Annotated in this window: 24 protein-coding genes; 14 read left to right on the top strand and 10 right to left on the bottom strand. The window is 67.1% G+C overall.

Annotation, left to right across the window (positions count from 1 at the left end):
- Window positions 1-2 precede the first annotated feature (2 nt).
- The 4 genes from AB0P21_RS22050 to AB0P21_RS22065 all read right to left on the bottom strand — a co-directional run bounded on the left by AB0P21_RS22050 (window position 3) and on the right by AB0P21_RS22065 (window position 4,509).
- Window positions 3-1,229: a DNA recombination protein RmuC gene (locus AB0P21_RS22050; RefSeq protein WP_363698998.1), complete on the bottom strand. Its 1,227-nt coding sequence runs from the start codon at window positions 1,227-1,229 to the stop codon at window positions 3-5.
- Between the two features lie 62 nt (window positions 1,230-1,291).
- Window positions 1,292-2,707, bottom strand: coding sequence for an MFS transporter (locus AB0P21_RS22055; protein WP_363698999.1), 1,416 nt, complete (start codon window positions 2,705-2,707; stop codon window positions 1,292-1,294).
- 42 nt (window positions 2,708-2,749) lie between these two features.
- A complete protein-coding gene (locus tag AB0P21_RS22060; RefSeq protein ID WP_363699000.1) occupies window positions 2,750-3,541 on the bottom strand; it encodes a polysaccharide deacetylase family protein in 792 nt (263 codons plus the stop codon).
- Complete coding sequence (locus AB0P21_RS22065; protein ID WP_363699001.1) at window positions 3,475-4,509, bottom strand: DUF817 domain-containing protein; 1,035 nt, start codon at window positions 4,507-4,509, stop codon at window positions 3,475-3,477. Before AB0P21_RS22065 ends, AB0P21_RS22060 begins: the two co-directional genes overlap by 67 nt.
- A 70-nt stretch (window positions 4,510-4,579) precedes the next feature.
- Here AB0P21_RS22065 and AB0P21_RS22070 point away from each other — a divergent pair, with 70 nt between their 5' ends.
- Window positions 4,580-5,101: a GNAT family N-acetyltransferase gene (locus AB0P21_RS22070; protein WP_363699002.1), complete on the top strand. Its 522-nt coding sequence runs from the start codon at window positions 4,580-4,582 to the stop codon at window positions 5,099-5,101.
- Window positions 5,102-5,167: 66 nt separating this feature from the next.
- Window positions 5,168-6,244: a redox-regulated ATPase YchF gene (gene ychF, locus AB0P21_RS22075; protein ID WP_363699003.1), complete on the top strand. Its 1,077-nt coding sequence runs from the start codon at window positions 5,168-5,170 to the stop codon at window positions 6,242-6,244.
- 57 nt (window positions 6,245-6,301) lie between these two features.
- Here the strand turns inward: ychF and AB0P21_RS22080 are convergent, their stop codons facing one another.
- Window positions 6,302-6,493 (bottom strand): hypothetical protein, encoded by a 192-nt coding sequence (locus AB0P21_RS22080; protein WP_363699004.1) that lies wholly within the window; start codon window positions 6,491-6,493, stop codon window positions 6,302-6,304.
- 169 nt (window positions 6,494-6,662) lie between these two features.
- Here AB0P21_RS22080 and AB0P21_RS22085 point away from each other — a divergent pair, with 169 nt between their 5' ends.
- The 4 genes from AB0P21_RS22085 (at window position 6,663) to AB0P21_RS22100 (ending at window position 9,790) form a co-directional block, all read left to right on the top strand.
- Window positions 6,663-7,310 (top strand): hypothetical protein, encoded by a 648-nt coding sequence (locus AB0P21_RS22085; protein WP_363699005.1) that lies wholly within the window; start codon window positions 6,663-6,665, stop codon window positions 7,308-7,310.
- Window positions 7,307-8,551, top strand: a complete 1,245-nt coding sequence (locus AB0P21_RS22090) for a DUF6357 family protein (RefSeq protein WP_363699006.1) — start codon at window positions 7,307-7,309, stop codon at window positions 8,549-8,551. The genes AB0P21_RS22085 and AB0P21_RS22090 overlap by 4 nt, the downstream gene beginning before the upstream one ends.
- Before the next feature lie 12 nt (window positions 8,552-8,563).
- Entirely contained in the window at window positions 8,564-9,301 is a 738-nt protein-coding gene (locus AB0P21_RS22095) for a class I SAM-dependent methyltransferase (protein WP_363699007.1), read from the top strand.
- Between the two features lie 129 nt (window positions 9,302-9,430).
- Entirely contained in the window at window positions 9,431-9,790 is a 360-nt protein-coding gene (locus AB0P21_RS22100; protein WP_363699008.1) for a hypothetical protein, read from the top strand.
- 313 nt (window positions 9,791-10,103) lie between these two features.
- Here AB0P21_RS22100 and AB0P21_RS22105 read toward each other — a convergent pair whose 3' ends face one another.
- Window positions 10,104-10,754 carry a LysE family translocator gene (locus AB0P21_RS22105; protein ID WP_363699009.1) on the bottom strand — a complete coding sequence of 217 codons (651 nt, stop codon included), beginning with the start codon at window positions 10,752-10,754 and terminating at the stop codon, window positions 10,104-10,106.
- Window positions 10,755-10,925: 171 nt separating this feature from the next.
- On the opposite strand from AB0P21_RS22105, the gene AB0P21_RS22110 reads away from it, so the two are divergent.
- Window positions 10,926-11,105, top strand: coding sequence for a DUF5302 domain-containing protein (locus tag AB0P21_RS22110; protein ID WP_363699010.1), 180 nt, complete (start codon window positions 10,926-10,928; stop codon window positions 11,103-11,105).
- 187 nt (window positions 11,106-11,292) lie between these two features.
- Window positions 11,293-11,994, top strand: a complete 702-nt coding sequence (locus AB0P21_RS22115; protein WP_363699011.1) for a GntR family transcriptional regulator — start codon at window positions 11,293-11,295, stop codon at window positions 11,992-11,994.
- Between the two features lie 241 nt (window positions 11,995-12,235).
- On the opposite strand, the gene AB0P21_RS22120 is transcribed toward AB0P21_RS22115, so the two are convergent.
- Entirely contained in the window at window positions 12,236-12,406 is a 171-nt protein-coding gene (locus AB0P21_RS22120; protein ID WP_363699012.1) for a hypothetical protein, read from the bottom strand.
- Window positions 12,407-12,462: 56 nt separating this feature from the next.
- Here AB0P21_RS22120 and AB0P21_RS22125 point away from each other — a divergent pair, with 56 nt between their 5' ends.
- Genes AB0P21_RS22125 through AB0P21_RS22150 form a run of 6 tightly spaced genes read left to right on the top strand, consistent with a single transcriptional unit; the run spans window position 12,463 to window position 17,951 of the window.
- A complete protein-coding gene (locus tag AB0P21_RS22125) occupies window positions 12,463-13,563 on the top strand; it encodes a TIGR03364 family FAD-dependent oxidoreductase (RefSeq protein WP_363699013.1) in 1,101 nt (366 codons plus the stop codon).
- Window positions 13,560-14,231, top strand: coding sequence for a phosphonatase-like hydrolase (locus AB0P21_RS22130; protein ID WP_363699014.1), 672 nt, complete (start codon window positions 13,560-13,562; stop codon window positions 14,229-14,231). The genes AB0P21_RS22125 and AB0P21_RS22130 overlap by 4 nt, the downstream gene beginning before the upstream one ends.
- Window positions 14,232-14,247: 16 nt before the next feature.
- Entirely contained in the window at window positions 14,248-15,279 is a 1,032-nt protein-coding gene (locus AB0P21_RS22135) for a 2-aminoethylphosphonate ABC transporter substrate-binding protein (protein ID WP_363699015.1), read from the top strand.
- On the top strand, window positions 15,276-16,316 hold the full coding sequence (locus tag AB0P21_RS22140) for an ABC transporter ATP-binding protein (RefSeq protein WP_363699016.1): 1,041 nt from the start codon (window positions 15,276-15,278) through the stop codon (window positions 16,314-16,316). The genes AB0P21_RS22135 and AB0P21_RS22140 overlap by 4 nt, the downstream gene beginning before the upstream one ends.
- A complete protein-coding gene (locus AB0P21_RS22145; protein WP_363699017.1) occupies window positions 16,316-17,170 on the top strand; it encodes a 2-aminoethylphosphonate ABC transporter permease subunit in 855 nt (284 codons plus the stop codon). Before AB0P21_RS22140 ends, AB0P21_RS22145 begins: the two co-directional genes overlap by 1 nt.
- Window positions 17,154-17,951 carry an ABC transporter permease subunit gene (locus AB0P21_RS22150; protein WP_363699018.1) on the top strand — a complete coding sequence of 266 codons (798 nt, stop codon included), beginning with the start codon at window positions 17,154-17,156 and terminating at the stop codon, window positions 17,949-17,951. The genes AB0P21_RS22145 and AB0P21_RS22150 overlap by 17 nt, the downstream gene beginning before the upstream one ends.
- On the opposite strand, the gene AB0P21_RS22155 is transcribed toward AB0P21_RS22150, so the two are convergent.
- From AB0P21_RS22155 to AB0P21_RS22165, 3 genes are read right to left on the bottom strand one after another with little or no spacing between them, the layout of a single operon-like run.
- Window positions 17,911-18,348 carry an SRPBCC domain-containing protein gene (locus AB0P21_RS22155; RefSeq protein ID WP_363699019.1) on the bottom strand — a complete coding sequence of 146 codons (438 nt, stop codon included), beginning with the start codon at window positions 18,346-18,348 and terminating at the stop codon, window positions 17,911-17,913. The genes AB0P21_RS22150 and AB0P21_RS22155 overlap by 41 nt on opposite strands.
- A complete protein-coding gene (locus AB0P21_RS22160; protein WP_363699020.1) occupies window positions 18,338-18,658 on the bottom strand; it encodes a metalloregulator ArsR/SmtB family transcription factor in 321 nt (106 codons plus the stop codon). Before AB0P21_RS22160 ends, AB0P21_RS22155 begins: the two co-directional genes overlap by 11 nt.
- A gap of 41 nt (window positions 18,659-18,699) precedes the next feature.
- Complete coding sequence (locus AB0P21_RS22165; RefSeq protein ID WP_363699021.1) at window positions 18,700-20,784, bottom strand: alpha/beta fold hydrolase; 2,085 nt, start codon at window positions 20,782-20,784, stop codon at window positions 18,700-18,702.
- Window positions 20,785-20,811: the final 27 nt, after the last annotated feature.

Below are 20,811 nucleotides of genomic sequence, written 5' to 3' on the forward strand. Positions count from 1 at the left end.
TGTCAGCCGGTTTGGGAATCCAGGCCCGGAAGCGCCGGTGGCTCGCGGTGGGTTCTGTCGATGGTCGGACCAGGCAGCCACCGATGGGTGTCCGGAGTGTCGTCCTCCACCGCCAAGAACTCCGGCGCGGTGAGCGGCCGGGCAGACGCCTCGATCGACTCCATCGCGGTGAGCTCGGCCTCTGTGACGTGCAGGTCGCGGAGTTTGCGGGCGGTGGTGAAGACGCGGCGTTCGAAGGAGCCGACGGTGCTGTTGTAGGCGTCGACGGCTGAGGTGAGGGAGCGGCCGACCTTGTTGAGGTGGTCGCCCATGGTGCCGAGGCGTTCGTAGAGTTCGCGGCCGAGCTCGAAGACCTGTTGGGCCGATTCGGTCAGGGCTGACTGGTTCCAGGCGTAGGCGGCGGCACGCAGGGTGGCGATCAGCGTGGTCGGCGTCGCCAGGATGACGCGGCGTTCGGCGGCGTATTCGAGCAGGACCGGCTCGACGTCCAGGGCCGCGGACAGGAACGACTCTCCGGGCACGAAGAGGATGACGAACTCCGGTGTGGAGGGCAGCCGGGACCAGTAGGCCTTCGCGGAGAGTTGGTCGACGTGGGTGCGGAGATGCCGGGCGTGGGCGCGCAGCCGCTCCTCGCGGAAGTCGGCGTCGTCACTCTCGGCGGCCTCCAGGAAGGCGGCCAGGGGCACCTTCGAGTCCACGACGAGGTTCTTGCCCTCGGCAAGGCGCACCACCATGTCGGGGCGCAGCAGGCCGTCGTCGCCCATGGTCGAGGTCTGCTCGGTGAAGTCGCAGTGCGCGACCATGCCGGCCAGCTCGACCGTACGCCGAAGGTGCAGCTCACCCCAGCGTCCTCGCACCTGCGGCTTCCGCAGCGCGGTCGACAGTGACGCCGTCTCGCGACGCAGCGCCTCGCCACTCATCCGTACTTCGTTCACCTGTTGATGCAGCTGGCTCTGCCAGGCGGCACGGCCCTTCTCCAATTGGTTGAGCTCGGCATGCAACCGGTCGAGCGCCTCCTTGACCACCGCTTGCCCGGACATCTGTTGCCCGACCGTCGTCCGCTCCTGGGTCAGCTCGACGACCCGGTCCTCGGCCGCGTCACGCTCAGCGGTGATGCGCGCGAGCGAAGCGCCGTCCCGCCCGCGGGACCAGAGCACGCCGAACACCCAGCCGAGCCCGAGCCCGACCAGCAAGAACACCAAGAGCAACAGAACCGCGGTACCGGACATGTCACAGACAGTCGCAGACCCCGCCGACATTTTCTGAACGACAAGCCCAGTACCGCGAAACCTCAGCGTGTGAGCTGCGGCTCTTCGGTGCGCTGGGCAACGCGGGACCGGGTGATTCGCCAGGCGGGGAACGCCCCGGCCAGGGCCGCCACAGCGAAGACATAGAGCAACAAACGGGCCGAGGAGAGCACGGACGGTTCGCCCAATTTGACCAGTACGCCGGCCAGCGCCGCGCTGAAGGCGCTCGCCATCAGGAAGACGGTATTGATCCCAGCCGAGGCCTTGGACGCCTCTTCCTCATCCTCGACACTGCCGAAGGCCGCAACGGCCAGATGGGGGAAGGCGATGCCGATCCCAGCGCCCGCGGCGAACAAGGTGAGGAACCACAGCACCACGACAAGAGCAGACGGCGCCGACTGCTGCAGTACGGCGTACGCGGCCAGGCCGAGCGCCAGCAACGTAGGGCCGCCTACGATCAGGCGACGTACGACGGCGGGGCGGTCGGTGCTCGCGCTGACGGTCTGGCTCAGCGACCAGCCGAGCGACAGCGCCGCGCCGAGGAAGCCGGCCAGCAGCGGCGACAGGCCGCCCAACTCCTGACCGAAGAGCGGGATGAACGCCTCGGTTCCGATGCCGAAGGCAAGGACTCCGACGGTGAGATAGACCCATTTCAGAGACGTGCCGCGCACGAAGGTGACCCGCGGCAGGACAGCGGCCTTGGCCGTCCGCTCATGCAGAACGAACACCGCGCCCAACGCCAGCCCGACCAGCAGCACGACCGCGGTGGCGACACCGGCGGGCACGATGCTCGCGACGCTGACCATCGCGACGGCCGCCGTCAGCAGGACCAACGAGATCCCCGGTACTGCGGAACTGGACGCCGCCCGCTCGGTCCGCGGAATCACCCGCACCACGACAACCATCAGTACTGCGGCCAGCCCGACGAGCAGCCCGAAAGCCGGCCGCCACACTCCGAACTGCCCGAACACTCCACCGGCCGACGGCCCCACCAGGTTGCCGACGCCCCACATCGCCGAGACGAGCGCAGCGCCTTTGGCCCACAGCCGCTCGGGCAACGACCGCTGGATGAGCGCGTAGCCGAGTCCCGCGAGCAGCCCGCCGCCGAAACCCTGGACGGCGCGACCGGCCAGGAACACCCCGATCCCCGGACTCGCCGCCGCGATCAGTGAGCCGAGGCCGAACAGCCCGAAGGCGAGCAGATAGGCGACCAGCGAGCCACGGGTGGTGAGGATCCGGCTGACCAGCATCGAACTGATCACCGAGGCGACCAGGAAGGCGGTCATCGTCCAGGCGTAGAAGCCGGTACCGCCGATGTCACCGACGATGGTCGGCAGCAGGCTGGTGGTGAGGTAGACGTTGCTCGCCTCCATCAGCACTCCGCCGGCCAGCACCACCGCCACCGGGGCGTAGCTGCGGCCGAGGAGTTCGCGCCAGGTGCCGTACGTCGTGGTCTCCATGCCCTGGACTGTAAAACTTCAAGTTGACTTGAGGGCAACCCGTCAGCAGGCCATCGCGGCGAAGGTGTAGCCCTGGCCCTTGAGGATCCGCAGCGCCTTGTCCAGCGCCGCCACGGTCTGGGCCCGCTCGCCGCCGCCGTCGTGCATCAGGATGATGTTGCGCCTGCGGGCGTGGGCGAGGATGTTGTTGACGATCGCCTGGGTGCCCGGCCGGGCCCAGTCGCGGGGATCGACGTCCCACAGCACCTGGACCATGCCGGCCGCCTTGATGTCGGCGCGAACCTTCGGGTTCGAGGCGCCGTACGGCGGGCGGAAGCACTTCGACACCGGACCGTCGAAGATCTCGTGGTGCCGCTTCTGCGGCGTGATCGCGGTCAGCTGCGGGTGCGAGATCGAGTGGCTGCCGATGGTGTTGCCTGCAGCAAGGATCTGTTCACGTAGCCCGGGATGCGCGGCCTGCATGGTGCCGAGCTGGAAGAAGGTTGCGTGGGCGCCGTACTTCGCCAGTACCTGCAGGATCTTGGGCGTCCAGACCGGGTCCGGGCCGTCGTCGAAGCTGAAGAACAGCACCTTCTTGTTACCGGCCGAGGCGGCCAGGGTCGGGTCGCCGGCCGGGGTGCGTGGCTTCCCGGTCTCCGGGCTGCCCGAGTTGGTGGGCGTCGGCGTCGGGGTCGGCGTCTCGCTCGGCACGGAGGACGGCGGAGCGCCGTTCGGTCCGGACGCGGAGGCCGGCTTGGGCTGGTTGGTGTGCCCCAGCGCCAAGGCGATCAGCGAGCCCACGACCAGGGCGGCGGCGACACCGGTACCGATGACGGCGGCAAGCTTTCGGGACATGATGCTCCCTTGCAGATCAGGCGGATGTTCCCCAGAAACGCTCCCCCTGAAGGAGCTTTGCTGCTTTCAGTAGATGAGACGCCTTGGGTCCTGACCTGGTTGGCACAGCTGTGTTGCGGGGAGATCTCAGTCGCTCTCGGAGTCGCGACGGTGGCCGGCGTACCGCGGTGGTAGAGCCTGCCCTCCAGCGACTTGACGCTCGCGACCAGGACGAAACTCATGCTGACCAGCAGCGCCCAGGCGCCGAACTTCGCCGGGTGCACGAGCTGCCAGACGCTGACCTGGTCGGGGTAGTTCCAGGCGTCCAGGAAGGTGCCGAAGTTCTCCGCGATCCAGAGGAAGAAGCCGATCAGCGCGAACGAGAGGGCCAGCGGCATCCGGTACCGCTGGGTGCCGACGGTGTAGAAGACCCACGTGCGCCGCAGTACGAGGAGGAGAGCCAGGGCGATCGGGATGCGCAGGTCGGCGATCCAGTGGTGGGTGAAGAAGTTCGCATAGATCAGTACCGCGAGCAGCGTGGTGAGGATCGGGCGGTAGCCGCTGACACGCAGGTCGAAGCGGCGCCAGGCTTGGCAGATGTAGCTGCCGACAGCGGCGTACATGAAGCCCGCGAAGAGCGGAACGCCGCCGAACTTCGTCACCGCGTCACCGGGGTACTGCCAGGAGCCGACCTGGACCTTGAAGAGTTCCAGGCCGAGACCGATCAGGTGGAAGCCGAAGATGACCGCGATCTCGCGCCAGGTCTCCAGGCCGGCCAGCCAGAACCCGAGGGTGAGCAGCAGGCAGTAGATGAGCAGCGCGTCGTACCGGGGGATCGGCAGGGCGACGTACTTCGAGATCGCCAGCCCGGCGAAGAGGGCGGCGGGGAAGAGGCAGGAGACGAGTTGGGTCAGTCCGAAGCGCAGGAACTGCGAGCAGGCGAACACGAAGCGTGATGGCTGACTGGGGTGAATTCTCCAACTGGTCACAGATAGGAGACGTCGCTTGCTCCGCGTGGGTTGGGACGGATAGATCACTCCCAACGGAGGAGGTGCCGCGATGGATCCGAGAGTGGTCTACGAGACGGACCGGTTGATCGTGCGCGACTGGGCCGACACCGATGGTGACCGGGTGTTCGACATCTACCGCCGCTGGGAGGTGTCGCGCTGGCTCGGCGCGGACCCGCGGGTGATGGCGGACCGGGACGCGGCGTCGCGGACGATCGAGCGCTGGAACAAGCGCAACGAGCATCCTTTGCACGGGATCTGGGCGGTCGAGGAGAAGGCGTCCGGCACGATCGCGGGGACCGTACTGCTGGTGCCGTTGCCGGAGGGGCCTGCTTCCGCGGGTGAGGTCGAGGTGGGCTGGCACTTCCATCCCGACGCGTGGGGGCGCGGCCTGGCGACCGAGGCGGCGCGTGGGGCGATCGCGCGCGGGTTCAAGGCGGGACTCGGTGAGATCTACGCGGTGGTCCGGCCGGACAACGGGCCCTCGCTCGCGGTGTGCCGCCGGCTGGGGATGCAGCCGCTCGGGCTGACCAGTCGCTGGTACGACGCGGAGCTGGAGTCGTTCGTGATCTGAGTCGGGCATGTTTTAGGGCGGGCGTGATTTAGGTCGGGTGGGCCACGCCGCGTAGTCTTGCTGCCCGTGGCACTCTCCATCGGAATCGTCGGGCTCCCCAATGCGGGCAAGTCCACGCTCTTCAACGCGCTGACCAAGAACAACGTGCTCGCGGCGAACTACCCGTTCGCGACGATCGAGCCCAACGTCGGGGTGGTCGGCGTACCGGACGCGCGGCTGGGCAAGCTCGCCGAACTCTTCGGATCGGCCAAGCAGTTGCCGGCCACCGTGCAGTTCGTCGACATCGCCGGCATCGTCCGGGGCGCGTCGGAGGGCGAGGGGCTGGGCAACAAGTTCCTCAGCCACATCCGCGAGGGTGACGCGATCTGCCAGGTGACCCGGGTCTTCCGCGACGACGACGTCACCCACGTCGACGGCAAGGTGAACCCCGCCGACGACATCTCCACCATCCAGACCGAGCTGATCCTGGCCGACCTGCAGACCGTCGAGAAGGCGATCCCGCGGCTGGAGAAGGAAGCCCGGCTGAAGAAGGAGGGCGTCGCCGTCCTGGAGTCGGTGCGCGAGGCGCAGAAGCACCTCGAGGCCGGTACGCCGATCATCGCCACCAACGTCGACCGGGACGCGATCCGCGAACTGATGCTGATGACGGCCAAGCCGTACATCTTCGTCTTCAACTGCGACGCCGACGAGCTCGCCGACGAGGAGCTCAAGCAGGGCATGCGCGATCTGGTCGCCCCCGCCGAGGCGATCTTCCTGGACGCCAAGTTCGAGGCCGAACTGGTCGAGCTCGGCGACGAGGACGAGGCCCGCGAGATGCTCAACGAGATGGGCGTCGAGGAGCCCGGCCTGGACGTCCTCGCCCGGGTCGGCTTCGAAACCCTCGGCCTGCAGACCTACCTGACCGCAGGCCCGAAGGAATCCCGCGCCTGGACGATCAAGAAGGGCGCCACCGCTCCTGAGGCGGCCGGTGTCATCCACACCGACTTCCAGCGGGGCTTCATCAAGGCCGAGATCGTGTCCTTCGATGATTTGATGGAGGCCGGCTCGATGGCGTCCGCGAAGTCGGCGGGCAAGGTGCGGATCGAAGGCAAGGACTACGTGATGGCCGACGGCGACGTGGTGGAGTTCCGCTTCAACGTCTAGGCACACTGCCTCCACCGTCTCAAGGACACCGCCGCCGGCCGCCCGGCCGGAGGCGTTCTAGATGTGTGTGGGGGTCGAGTTCTGGCCCAGGATCACGCCCGCGGCGAGCGCGGCCATGCCGGTGGTGCCCATGAGAGCCAGCGCCCGGGCACCGACCTTGCTGTTGTTCTTGGGGAGTGTGACCGGGCCGAGTGGGTCCGTGGCCTTGGTGTCTGTGAGGTTCTGCTCGAGGTTCTTGTCGTCAGGCATGCCGACACCCTCGCAACAGGCGAAGGTGCAGGCAAGGCGGACCCGTCTCTATTGCACGTATTGACAGTGATGGTGTGGTTCTTGGCTCTCCTGGATCGAGCGGCTGGAGTGTCCGTGGGCGGCGATAGGCTGCTGCGGCAGGGACTTCACACTCGAACGAAGGACGCAGATGGCTCGCCCTTACAAACCCGGACCGAAGCAGTTCGTCTTCGGGGCGGGTGATGGCAACGACCAACGGGTCACCGTCGGAGATGCTCAGGAAGCCTATGTGGCGTTCTCTGAGTTCTTTCGGGGCCAGGACGCCGACACCGTCACGATCGACGACGAGCCGGCGGGGCAGCGGTTGGTGTTGATGCGGGGTCAGGGGATGATCGCCCGGAGCAAGGGGGCGGACCAGACGGAGTACCTGAAGGTCGATCGGCCCAATCGCTATACGCCGAGTGCGATGTTGTTCTTCGAGAACGGGCACGGCGGTCTCGACCGTTTCGGGCAGTGGCTGTCGAACCTCGCGGATCTCGACGCATCGCCGGAGGAACGTGGTGCCTTGCGGGCCGCCACGTTCACGACCGAGGCGGCGGCGATCGGTGAGGTCGGCCGGATCTGGGCGGATTCGGGGATCGTCGATCCGAGTGACCAGTGGTGCGTCTTCTTCGACTCGCACGGGGTCGACGACGATCGGGCTGAGCGGGCTGAACTCATTGTGCTGATTGAGTTTCTTGGTCTTGAACGAGGCGACGCTCCGGCCGGGGCGGCCGACGGTGAGATCTGGGTGCGGCTGGACCCGCGGCTCGACGCTGAGCTCGAACGGTGGTCATGAGCGAGGTCGTGTTCGCGCGCGAGAACGGGTGGTTCCCGCGGGTGGTGCGCGACGACGGCGTACTGCGAATCGAGCTCGGCGCCGGGGCCGATGCCAACCACGATCCTCGGACCTTCTCGTTTCCGATCGACGAAACGCATCATGCTGTGATCCGGGACGAGCTGAAGCGGCACCTGCTCTTGTGGAGTGCGATCCTGCCGCTGTGCGACGCCGCCGGGACTCGGGGCGCGTTGGACGAGGATGCTGCCGTCACGCTGCTGGATCCGATTCTCTTTAGTGCGCCTGCAGATGTCGAGGCGTTGTTCCAGCGCATCCGGTGGGACCGGAGCCGGCTGATTGCTCATGGCGCCGACATCGAGCTACTTGATCGTGGGCAGATCTGGGGCGCGCTGCGTTCGGCGACAGAGACGGCTGACTGGCCGCGAGTTCAGAAGCATCAAGCCGACCGTCGACGTACTCAGCGCGGCGTGACGCTGGCTCCGCTCGACGCCGCGATCCTGAAGTTCACCGGGCAGTACCTGCATGGCGCGACGATCCCGAAACGTCGCCCGGACGAGGTTGATCCCGCGCTGTTGCCCGCCGTACTGCGAGTGATCGCGACCGCGGAGCGAGCGTCTGCCGGGATGCGGATCAGCCGCGATCCGCGCCGCGGAGTACGCGCCACGAGCAAGCAGGACTGGGAGCGGCTCAAGGCGGCGGTCGACGCGGCTGTGCGGTCGGCATACCCCGAGCTCGTCGAAGACGCGGTGGCCACGGTGAGCTTCTTGATGTGCTCGGAAGCCGCGGAGCGGGCGAAGAGCGTGCCGTTGGAGGACGGCGACGAGTTCGCGGGCTCTCGTAGTACGAAATTGATCTTCACCGACGACAAAGAAGTCGCGGAGACGTGGTCTCCGGGCGGTTCGCGCTCCGCGGCCACTGAGTTCTGGGAGTTTGTCGGCCGTCGTTCCGCTGGGGACAACGAGGTGTTCACCATCGAGGACGAGCAGTTGGGCGAGGGCCTTCAGGTTCATTTCTACGCGGACTCGATTGCCCGGATCACGACGGTCGCGCCAGGCGTCGGCGGGGCGGAGCCGGAGTACCGGGTCGAGTACGGGCTGGTTGACGGGCTTGATGGGTATCGGACTTTGGTGCGGGCCTTTGTCAGCGGCGGCTGCGCTGCGCTTGATCCGTACGGTCCCTGGATGACGGATGTGGCTGAGTTCGAGCGCGCACGCCGGCAACGCGACGCTCGGAAGTCCTAGGGGGTCGCGAGTATGCCTGATGCTTTGTTCGATCATCCGCGGTTGGCGGGGTTGTATGACCCGTTGGAGGCTGGGCGGCCTGATCTTGAGGCTTATGCGGCGATGACGGTGGAGTTCGGGGCTTCGCGGGTTCTTGATGTGGGGTGTGGGACTGGGGTTTTCGCGTTGCTGCTGGCTGAGCGCGGGCTGGATGTGGTGGGGGTGGATCCGGCGTTGGCGTCGTTGGAGGTGGCGCGGGGGAAGCCTGGGGCTGAGCGGGTGCGGTGGGTGCATGGGGATGCTGAGGCGTTGCCGCCCTTGCAGGTAGACCTGGCGGTGATGACGGGGAATGTGGCGCAAATTTTTGTGGAGGATGCCGACTGGGCGAGGACGTTGGCCGCCGTACGGCGTGCGTTGGTGCCGGGTGGGCGGTTTGTTTTTGAGACCAGGGATGCTGCGCGCGAGGCGTGGTTGGGGTGGACCAGGGAGCAGACCTACAAGCGCGTTGAGTTGCCTGGGGTTGGGGTGGTGGAGTGCTGGACAGATCTGGTGGACGTCGAGTTGCCGCTGGTGACGTTTCAGGCGACTTATGTGTTTGCCGAGGACGGGGCGACGTTGGTGTCGGAGTCGACGTTGCGGTTCCGGTCTCGGGGTGAGGTTGAAGAGTCGTTGAGGCTGGCCGGGTTCGTGGTTGACGAAGTACGGGATGCGCCGGATCGGCCGGGGCTCGAGTTCGTGTTTGTCGCGAGGCGGACGGACGCGTGGGGTTAGGCGCGGCCAGGGGGTTTCGGTGGAGGCGGCTGCGCGGAGTGATTCGAGCAGGTTGCATCCGGGGTAGCCCTGGTAAGTGGCGTAAGTCCCCGAGCGCCAGTAGCAGGTCCAGTAGCTGACGACTCGGCGTTGCGCGCGGTCGAAGTACTCGGGGTTGGCTCTGATGAACTCGCCGTACTCGAGGTGGTGCACGCTGCTGGGTACGTCGAGGTCGGGCAGGGCTTGCTGGATCGCGATCAGGATCGACGGCAGGTACTCGCCGATGATTTCGAGCATGAACGGGATGACCCACGGTTCGGTCGAAGCTGCTACCTGTTTGACGTGCCGTTCGCGGACATAGCCGTCGTGGTGGCGGGTGTACAGGCAGTGGAGGATGACGAGTTGCCGCGGTGTGAGTCGCCGTACCGCGTCTTCAGGCGGTTCGGGACTGTAGACGCGGGAGAGAACGGCGACTGTCTCACCCTGTACTACGACCGTGCACGAGGTTGAGGTTGGCGTGGAGGACTCGGGCATGATCGAGGTCACGGCTTCGACGTCCGCTGACAGCGCTGCTGGGAACGCACTCGCCAGCATGCCCTGGTTCTGCATGCTGTTGAGGGTAGGCGGTTGCCGGCTCACGTAGGTGGAGCGGCCAGGGTGCCGGGCAGGGGAATGGATCACCGGCACCCTGACCTGTCAGGGGGAGGTGGGGCCGGAGCTTCGTACCGGGTGGGACTGCCGCGCTGGTGGGGCTGTCTGGTGGTGCCGGTTGGTCCTTGGCCTCTGGTGTCAAGAATACGTTGCAAGGCAAGGGGACCTGGGGTTATGGGGCGGCTGCCGGGGCCGTGCGATCGGTGGCGAGTTTTACGGCGAAGACGGCCAGCGCCGTACCGGTGAGGTAGCGGTGGATGCGGGACCAGCGGGGTTTGCGGGTGAAGAAGACTGCGACCGAGCCGGCGGTGATGACGAAGATCGCGTTCACGCCGACGCCGACGATCAGTTGGGACAGGCCGAGGAGCAGGCTCTGGGTGCCGACGTGGCCGCGGGACGGGTCGACGAACTGGGGGAGCAGTGAGATGTAGAGGATCGCGATCTTCGGGTTGAGCAGGCAGGTGAGCAGGCCCATGCCGAAGAGTTTGCGGTGGCTGTCGGGGGTGAGCTCGGTGGGGGTGAAGGCGGAGCTGCCGCTGGGGCGGAGGGCGTTCCAGGCGAGCCAGAGCAGGTACGCCGCGCCGGCGAATTTGAGGGTCAGGTAGATCTCGGGGACCAGTGCGAAGAGGGTCGCCAGGCCGGCGGAGGCGGCGAGTAGGTAGAAGAGGAAGCCGACGCCGACGCCGGCCAGGGAGATGAGGCCGGCTCGGCGGCCTTGGGTGACCGAGCGGGAGACCAGGTAGATCATGTTCGGGCCGGGGATGACCACCAGGCCGAGCTCGATCAGCGCGATGCCGAGCAGTGCTTCTGTGCTGACCACCATGACGGTTTCCCCTCGCAGACGTCGTTGCCTCGGCGAAGCTAACAGGCGCCGTACCGGGGCTGGAGGCATTTTTCTGGGGGTGAGACGGGCCCCGCCGATAATGGGTGGCGCAGGGCCAGTCACAATTGGTTAGCTAGAGCCTGAATGCCTGACGGTTTGTAAGGAGACGGTATGAGCGATCAGCCCAGCGAGCCGGCCAAGGACGATCTGCAGAAGAAGTTCCGCGAGGCGCTTGCCAAGAAGAACCAGACCCACGAGTCGCACCCCGGGAGCGGGCCGCGGCACGAGGGTGTCGGCGAGGCGCACAACGACAAGCAGAAGCGCCAGTTCCGGCGCAAGTCCGGCAGCTGATTTCCGCCGCCCATCCATTCACCTCGAGCCCCGGGTTGCCGCCCGGGGCTCTAGCTTTTCCCAGGTACTGCGTGCGCTCCGGGGCGTTTCCCGGTACTGCGTGCGCTCCGGGCGTTTCCCCGTACTGCGTGCGCTCCGCGGCGTCCGTAGTACGGGCAGCCGGGCAGGTGTCGGCTATCGTCGGGCGGTGAGCGTGCCGCTGCATTTTGCTGTCAAGACCCGGCTGATCGAGTTGCTCGAGCGGCTCGGCGAAGGTGCCGCGTTGCCGCCGGAGCGGACGCTGGCCGCGGAGTTCGGGGTTTCGCGATGGACCATGCGGCAGGCGATCCGGGAGTTGGTCGCGGACGGGCGGTTGCGGGCGCGGCAGGGGCAGGGGACCTTCGTGGCGACGCCGAAGCTGATCCAGCCGCTGGCTTTGGTGAGCTATACGGAGGCGTTGCGGGCGCAGGGGCAGACGCCTGGGCGTGAGGTGGTCGCGTTCGAGGAGATCGTGGCGGAGGAGTTGCTGGCTTCTCAGTTGGGGATCGCTGTTGGTGATCCGGTGCATCGGTTGGAGCGGGTGTTGCTCGCCGATGGTCAGCCGATCGGGTTGGAGACGACGTACCTGTCGGTGGCGCGGTTTCCGACGTTGCGTGAGGTGCTCGAGCCGGAGGGGTCGCTGTATCGGTGCCTGACCGATGAGCTCGGGGTGCGGTTCGGTGAGGGCGAGGAGGTGGTGGAGACGGTGATCGCCTCGCCGCGGGAGGCGGAGTTGTTGCGGGCTACGCAGTCGTTGCCGATGTTGTTGTTGCATCGGACGAGTCGGGATGTTGATGGGCGGGCGATTGAGTCTGTGCGGTCGTTGTATCGGGGGGATCGGGTGGGGTTTCGGGCGACGCTTCGGCCTTAGTTGGTGGTGCGTGGGGTGGGTGCTGTGGGCTCTTGGGTGGGTTGGTGTGGGCTCAGTGGCGGCGGGTGGGTTGTTTGAGGTTCTCGCTGCTGCGCCGCTGAAGTTGGTGGGCGGGGCGCCGCGGTGGTGGCTGGTGATGGGGTTCTGCGGTGGGGCGAGGCGCTGCGGTGGGCGGTGCGCCGGTCGGGTGGGCTCGTGACGCTTGGCGTCACCTCGGGCTTTGGGTGGGGTTGGCGTGGGCTCAGTGGCGGCGGGCGGGTTGTTTGGGGTTCTCGCCGCTGCGCCGCTGGAGTTGGTGGGTGAGCGACGCGGTGGTGGCTGGTGGCGGGGTGCTGGGCTGCGGTGGTGAGCGAGGCGCTGCGGTGGGTGGTGCGGCGGTTGGGTAGGCGCCGAGGGTTTGCTGGGGGTTCATCTGCTGGTTCCTGCATGTGTTGGCGTGGGTAATTGGTCCGGACCAATCTGCTCGGTATGCGGATTGTGGTCGTGGGTGGCGGAGTCTTGGGGACGTTTCATGCCTGGGAGGGGGTGAGGCGGGGGTATGACGTGGTGCAGCTTGAGCGGGAGCTCGAGGGGCGGGGCGCTAGCGTGCGGAACTTTGGGCTGGTGTGGGTCAGTGGGCGGGCCGCGGGGGTTGAGCTGGAGACGGCGGTGCGGGCTCGGGAGTTGTGGGGGCGGGTTCCGGGGGTTGGGGTTCGGGCGGCTGGGTCGTTGACGGTTTGCCGTAGTGAGGATGAGTTGGCGGTGGCGAAGGAGGCCGCGGCCGGGGGTGATGCGGGGGCCAGGGGATTTCGGGTGCTCGATGAAAGCGAAGTTCGGGCGAAGAATCCGGCGTTGCGGGGGGAGATGCTGGGGGCGTTGTGGTGTGAGCGGGATGCGATTGTCGAGCCGCGCAAGGTGTTGCGGGAGTTGCGGGCCGAGCTGGAGAGGTCGGGGCGGTACCAGTTCTTGCCGGGGCGCGAGGTGCGTGAGGTTGGGACGAGTGAGGTGCGGGACGATCACGGGGAGATCCATGCTGCTGATGAGATCTTCTTGTGCACGGGTGCGTGGCACGGTGGGTTGATTCGGGAGTTGGCCGGGGAGTTGCCGGTGCGCAGGGTTCGGTTGCAGATGATGCAGACTGCGCCGCTGGGCGAGGAGTTGACCACGGCCGTGGCTGATGCGGACAGCTTCCGGTACTACCCGGCGTACCAGGGGGCGGCGCTCGACACCCTGAAGCAGACGCCGCAGGCAACTGTTGCCGCTGACAACGCTATGCAGTTGCTGATGGTTCAGCGGGCCGATGGTGGGTTGACGATCGGGGACACGCACGAGTACGCCGAGCCGTTCGGGTTCGATGTACAGAGCGATCCCTATGACTATCTGAAGACCGCAGTGGAGAGTCTGCTCGGGCGCGAGTTGCCGACCGTCGTACGCCGCTGGGCCGGCGTCTACTCGCAGTCGACGGAAGGCGAGGTCGTCGTACGGCGAAGTGTCGCGCCCAACGTCACGCTGGTCACCGGTCCGGGTGGGCGGGGGATGACGATGGCGCCCGCGATCGCCGAGACCAGCTTCCAGGAGGCCGGACTGTGATCCAGGTGGTAGTACTCGACATGGCCGGTACGACGGTCGCCGACGACGGTCTCGTCGAACAAGCCTTCACTCAAGCGATCGGTGCTCAGGGCATCGAGTCGGGATCGAAGCGGTACGACGAGATGCTGCGCCACGTCCGCGCGACGATGGGCGAGTCGAAGATCACCGTCTTCCGGCATCTGCTCGGCAACGACGAAGCGGCCGCGCAGCAAGCCAACCAGGCCTTCGAGACCGCCTACGGAACGCTGGTCGACGAAGGTCACTGCGAGCCGATTGAGGGTGCCGAGGAGACGATCCGCGAGCTGCAAGGCCACGGGATCAAGGTCTGCCTGACCACAGGTTTCTCCGAGACGACGCAGCAGCGGATCATCGCCGCGCTCGGCTGGAAGAACCTTGCCGATCTCACCCTCTGTCCGGCGCAGGCGGGTCGCGGAAGGCCGTACCCGGACCTGGTCCTCAAAGCCCTGCTCGACTTGCAAGCCGATGCCGTGGGCAACGTGGCCGTGGCCGGCGACACCGCGTACGACATGACCACGGGGATCCGGGCCGGCGCCGGGATCGTCGCTGGGGTCCTCACCGGGGCCCATGGCAATGATCAGCTCGTTGCCGCAGGCGCCACGCACGTTCTCGAGTCGGTCCGGGATCTGCCCGGACTGCTCAACCACTAACCAGACGGAGTATCCGATGTTCCGCTCGCGTGTCATCACCGGTCTGCTCGCCGGTGCCCTGCTCAGCTCGCTGGTCGCCTGCGGTGGGACCGGCGCGGCCTCCACTACCAGCACGAAGACTGTCACCGTCTACAGCGCGGACGGCCTGGCCGACTGGTACAAGACCCGGTTCGAAGCATTTACTCAGCAGACCGGCATCAAGGTCCAGTTGGTCGAGGCCGGCTCGGGCGAGGTCGTCTCCCGGTTGCAGAAAGAGAAGTCGAACCCGCAGGCCGACGTCGCCATCACCCTGCCGCCGTTCATCCAGAAGGCCTCCGCCGACAAGCTGCTCCAGGACTTCCAGGTGCCTGGCAGCGACCAGGTCAAGGGACCGAAGGCCGCCGACTACGTGTCCGTGATCGACAACTACCTGAGCTTCATCGTCAACCCGGCGAAGACCGCGCAGCCGAAGACGTTCGACGAGTTGCTCGACGCGCGGTTCAAGGGCAAGGTCCAGTACTCGACACCGGGCCAAGCAGGCGACGGTACTGCGGTCCTGTTGTTGCTGCAGCATCTCCTCGGCAAGCAGGGCGCGCTCGACTACCTGAAGAAGCTCGAGGCGAACAACGTCGGCCCGTCGGCGTCGACCGGGAAGCTGCAGCCGAAGGTGAGCAAGGGCGAGATCTTCGTTGCCAACGGCGACGTCCAGATGAATCTGACCTCGATCGCGAACGACAAGTCGGCCTTCCAGCTGTTCTTCCCGGCGACGGCGGACGGCAAGCGCAGTACGGTCGCGCTGCCTTATGTGATGGGACTCGGCGCGGGCGCGCCGAACAAGGACGGCGGGGAGAAGCTGATGACCTATCTGCTCTCGCCCGAGGCGCAGCAGACCGTCTCCGGCGACGCGTTCGGGATTCCCGCCCGGTCGGACGTGAAGCCGGCCGACGCGAACTTCCAGTCGGTGCAGAAGGCAACGGCCGGGGTGGAGATCTGGCAGCCGGACTGGACCAAGGTGCTGGCCGACCTCGACGCCGATGTTGCCGCGTACAACAAGGCCGTGCGGGGATGACCGTCCGGCTCGAGGACGTGACCGTGCGGTTCGGTCGGACTGTCGCGCTGGAAGGGCTCGATCTGACAGTCGCGGCCGGTGAGACAGTCGCTTTGCTCGGGCCGTCGGGCTCGGGCAAGTCGACGGCACTCAAGGCGGTCGCGGGATTCGTCCGGCCGAGTCGCGGCCGGATCTGGCTGGCCGGCGCGGACGTCACCGACGTACCGCCGGCCAAACGGGGGATCGGCGTGGTGGTCCAGCAGTACGCGTTGTTCCCGCATCTGCGGGTTGCCGACAACGTCGCGTTCGGGCTGCGGGCTGCCCGGAAGTCGCGGGCCGAGGTCACGCGTCGGGTCGACGAGATGCTCGAGATGGTGGGGATGGCGAAGTACGCGCGCCGCTATCCGCGCGAGTTGTCCGGTGGGCAGCAGCAACGGGTCGCGATCGCGCGGGCGCTGGCCATCCAGCCGCCGGTGTTGTTGCTGGACGAGCCGCTGGCCGCGTTGGATGCGCAGCTGCGGGCGGACATGCTGGGGGAGCTGCAGAAGCTTCGGCGCGAAGTACCGGATGTGGCGATCATCTATGTCACGCATGACCAGTCCGAGGCGCTAGCGCTGGCTGATCGGATCGCCGTGATGCGGGATGCTCGACTTGTCGACATTGCGCCGGCCGCTGAGTTGTACTCCGCGCCGCCGTCGGCGTTCACTGCCTCGTTTCTGGGTGGGGCCAATCTGTTGCCGGTCGAGGTGGACGGCGAAGGGATTCGCCTTGCGGGGCAGACGTTGGAGGGTCTCAGCGCGGGCGGTCGGAACGGGGAGGAGCTGCTGCTCTGTATCCGCCCGCACGCGGTGAAGCTGGGCGAGGGGTGGCCGGGGCAACTGCTGGCGGCGCAGTGGAGGGGTGCTTCCAGCCGGTTGACGTGCGCGATCGACGGGCTGCCCGGTGTGCAGGTGCAGGTCGACGTACCGGCTGAGGGGCGGTTGCCGGCGGTGGGAGCGAAAGTGTCGCTCGAGCTCCCGGTCGAGGCCTGCACGCTGGTCGCCGCGGAGAAGCGCTGATGGCGGTCGAGGCGCTGGGCGCGCCGATTGCCTTGGGCAACCAAAACCCTCACCGGAAGATCAGCCGGACCGTCTGGTTGCTGCCGCCGTTGCTGGTGCTTGCGGGGCTGGTCGTCTATCCGCTGCTACTGGTCGCGGGGGAGTCTTTCACCGGCGGTTTCGAGACCTGGCGAGAGGTGGTCGGGTCGGCGGAGTTCCGCGACGCGTTGGTGCGGACGATCCAGATCGCGGTCTGCTCGACGATCGGCTGTCTGCTGGTCGGGACGTTCCTTGCTGTGGTGATCAGCTTCGTGCCGTTCCCCGGGGCCCGGGTGATCGCCGGGCTGGTCGACGCGATGCTGGCGCTGCCGTCGTTCCTGGTCGCGTTGTCGTTCACCTTCATCTACGGATCCGCGGGCGTGCTGGGTGCCCTGGTCGGCAACAGTGGGTTCCTGACCACGCCATGGGCGGTGATCCTCGCGGAGATCACCTTCTACACGCCGTTCGTGATGCGGCCGCTGCTCGGCGCGATGGCGCAGATTCCGCGCGTTCAGCTCGATGTGGCCGCGAGTCTCGGCGGCGGTCCCTGGCGAGTACTACGCCAGGTCGTGCTGCCCGAGGTCAAGCCGGCTCTCGCGGCCGGTGGCGGCCTGACGTTGCTGCTGACCCTCAACGAGTTCGGCATCGTGCTCTTCCTTGGTGCGCGGGACACCACCACGCTGCCGATGCTCGTGCACACCAAGGGCATCGTGATGTTCGACTACCCGGGAGCGTGCGTGATCGCCGTCGTCCAGGTGCTGCTGTCGATCGGCCTGTACGTCGCTCTGCGGGCGGCCCTCGCGAGGCAAGGAGGCCGCCGTGCTGCTCTGGACTAAACCCGCCAAGCTCGTCACCTGGGTGGCTTTCGCGCTGGTCTTCGGCGTACTCGTCCTGGCGCCTTTCATCGTGGTTGCCGCGGCTGCCTTCGCCGGCAGTTGGAACGGCGTCCTCCCGTCCGACCCGACTGCCTCGCATCTCACCGAAGCTCTGGCGGGTGACGAGTTGGCGTCGTTGACGGTGAGTCTGCAGACAGCGTTCCTCGGTGGGCTGCTTGCTGTTGCCCTCGGCACCTGGGCTGCGCTCGCTGCGCAGAGCGCGCCGAAACCGTTGGCCCGATTGGCCGATGCGCTGCATCACCTGCCGATCGCAGTACCGTCGGTGGTGGTCGGCCTCAGCCTGCTCGTTGCCTTCTCGCGGCAACCGGTGCTGCTCAACGGCACCAAGTGGATCGTGGTGATCGCCCATCTCGTCCTGATGGTTGCCTTCAGCTATGGAACGGTTGCCGCCGCGCTGCAACGAACCGACACCGCGTACGCCGAGGTCGCCGCTTCCCTCGGCGCGTCACCGGCCCGGGTGCTGTGGCAGATCCGGTTGCCGATGTTGCGGCCGGCCATCGTGTCGGCCGCGAGTCTGTCGATCGCGTTGTCGATGGGCGAGGTCGGGGCGACGATCATGGTCTATCCGGCGTCGTGGCGAACGTTGCCGGTGAGCGTGTTCGCGTTGACCGATCGCGGCCAGACGTTCACCGCGGCCGCCGAGTCTCTCGTCCTGCTTGCTGTGACGGTCGTGCTGGTGATCACGCTGGATCGACTGCGAGGCCGGTCGGTGGAGCGCTGAGCAGTTCGGCCAGGCGGTTGAGCTCGAGCTCCCAGCCCTCCTGGTGGCCGGTGGCGTCCTCTGGGCTGCTCAGCCCGGTGTGGGTGAGCAGCAGCCGGGTGCCGTCCGCAACCTCGGTCAACTCGACCCGGACCTGCGAAGGGCCACCCTCGTGGTCCCACTGCCAGCTGAACCCGAGCGCCTTCGGTGGGTCGACCTCGGTGTAGGTGCCGCGGGCAACGTACGGGCCCATGGTGACGACGTACTCGCCGCCGACCCGGACGTCGGCATCGACCTTCAGGTCCAGCGCCGGGTTGGGGCAGTACCAGCGGACGAGCAGCGCGGGTCGGGTCCAGGCGTCGTACACGCGGTCGATCGTTGCCTTCAGCACGCGTTCGATCCGGACGTCATTGCTCATCGTCGTCACTCTCCAAGAGGGTTTCCAGCCGGTCGATCGCGCTGTTCCAGTACGCCGTCAGGTCACCGAGCCAGGTCTGTACTTCGCCCAGCGCGGTGGGCTGCAAACTGCAGACGACCGACCGACCGTGTTTGCGGCGGGTCACCAGGCCCGCGTCGACCAGGATGCCGACGTGCTTGGTCATCGCGGGCGGGGTGATGGTGTGCGGCCTGGTCAGTTGGCTCATCGTGGCCGAGCCCCGGCTGAGTTGCTGCACGATCGCCAGCCGCGTCGGATCCGCGAGGGCGGCGAAGGTGGTGACCAGAGGCATACACGACACTTCACCAGTTGGTGAAGTGTCGTGTCAAGCGGTCAGAGCAGTTGGTTCAGCAGAGCCGCCGCACGGGAAGCGCCGTCGGTAGGAACGGCGAGGTAGTCGGTCGGTTGGGTCAGCTGTTTGGCGATCGCCTCGGCGAGCAGGTGTGGGTCGCACGCCTCGGAGTATGCGAGATGGTGGCCGGCGTTGTGGCGCTCGAGGCGGGCACGGACGTGGAAGTTCTGCTCGAAATGGTGCTGGAGCGGAATGTAGATGAAGGGGACGCGGAGGGCGGTCAGCTCCATGCAGGTAGTGAGACCGCCCTGGGTGATGGCGAGATCGGCGACCGCCAGGTGCTGGTCGAGGTCAGGCAGGTAGCCATGCACGGTGACGCCTTGTGTGGTTGGTAGTTCGCCGGGGTCGATGCGCGGGCCGGTGACGAAGACGAACTCCAGCCCAGAGACCAGCCGACGAGCCAACGGGACAGCGTCAAGCACCCGGCGCAGAAGATTGGCGCCGACGGCTGAGCCGCCGACGCTGACCACACACAGCAACTGGTCAGCGGTGTAGCCGAGCCGTTCACGGGAGAGCGGAGTCGACGGAGAGCCGGTGACGTAACCGGTGAAGGTGTAGTTGTCGACGGTCCAGTCGCGGATCGACGGGAGCCCAGGGCCGAACGTGGCGGTGGTGACGTCAGCCGGGTCGCCGACGAAGAGCGAGTGATCGCGCAGCCGTGGGTAGCGAGCGCGGTGTTCGAGCATTTCCGCGTTGTAGTCGGCGGTCAGTGAAGCCTCGGCCGCGCCGCCGTCGGGCATCGGGAGCCAGCCGACGAAGTCGGTCAGCCAGGCATAGCCGAAGTGTTTGAGCTCCGGGTTCTCATGCAGGAAGTAGTCCACCTCCCAGGCCTCGTCGGCGATCACCAGGTCGTAGTGCTGGTCGTCCAGCAGGTCGGCGAAGGTGAGGAAGTTCGCGACCAGGAGCTGATCCATCCGGCGGATCGCCTGGAACGCGTGCAGGTCGTGCTCCTCGGCCTCGAACTCGACATGCGCCGACTCGTTCACCAGCCAGGACGAGGCCGGGTGCACGGTCTCGCCGGCATCCGCCAGGACCCGGGTGACGGGATGCTGCGCGAGCCAGTCGACCTGCAGGTCCGGTCGGAGCAGGCGCAGCTCGCGGGCGATCGCCAGGTCGCGCTTGGCGTGCCCGAGGCCTATCGGTGACGACAGGTAGAGGGCTCGCCGCGGCCGGTTCAAGGCGCGCGTCCAAGTACGCCGTACGGGCTGGGGTGCGACCCGGTCGACGAACGACTTGAGTAGCCGGTTGAACACCACCGGGTCGCGGGCGTGCGGCGCATGACCGCCACCCTCGATGGTGACGAGCGAACCCCGGTACAGGTCCGCCAGCCGCTGCCCCTCCGCCAGCGGCCGTACTGCGTCGTCCGAGCCGTGTACGACGAGCACCGGGCACTCCACCGGAGGTAGTCGAGGGCTGGCGGCCTGGCGAGCCGCCTCGGTGTCCACTAGTCGCTCCGGGCCGATCTCACGTCCCCAGCCGATCGCATCCTCGATCTGCTTGGTCGAGTGCGGCTCGGTGAACAACTGCCCGAAGAAGAACTGGAGGAAGTCTTCGTAGCCGCCCTCCTGCCAGTAGTAGCGGTTGTACTTCGCCCAGCCCTCGTTGGAGTCCTGCCGGTCGCCCCACAACCCCCTGGGCTCCGGGACGAGCCCGGGCGCGCTTCCGACACACACCACGCCCAGTACCCGCGTGGGCTGCTCAGCTGCGAGCTGCAACGCCCACGGGCATCCGCGCGAGAAGCCCACCACCACACACGTCTCGACCCCCACCGCATCCAGTACTGCGGCCGCATCGGCCACGTACTGCGGCTCGGCATACGCGGCAGCACCAACCGGCTTACTGGACGCACCGGAGCCACGCCCGTCGAAGGTGATCACCCGGAAGTGCTTGGCCAGGTACGGCACCTGGGCCTTCCACACACGCGACGGCACGATCGACCAGGTCGGCAGCAGCAGCACTGTGGCCGCGTCGGCCGTCGGGCCGTCCCATACCTGGTAGACGGTCGTCACCCCGTCCCGCTCGACCGATCCCCCCTGGTCGGCCGGTCGAGCGGGACGTTCCTTCATCAGCCCTTCCCCCATGTCTCGCACTGT

The sequence above is a fragment of the Kribbella sp. NPDC056861 genome (genome assembly GCF_040687575.1).
GTDB lineage: Bacteria > Actinomycetota > Actinomycetes > Propionibacteriales > Kribbellaceae > Kribbella.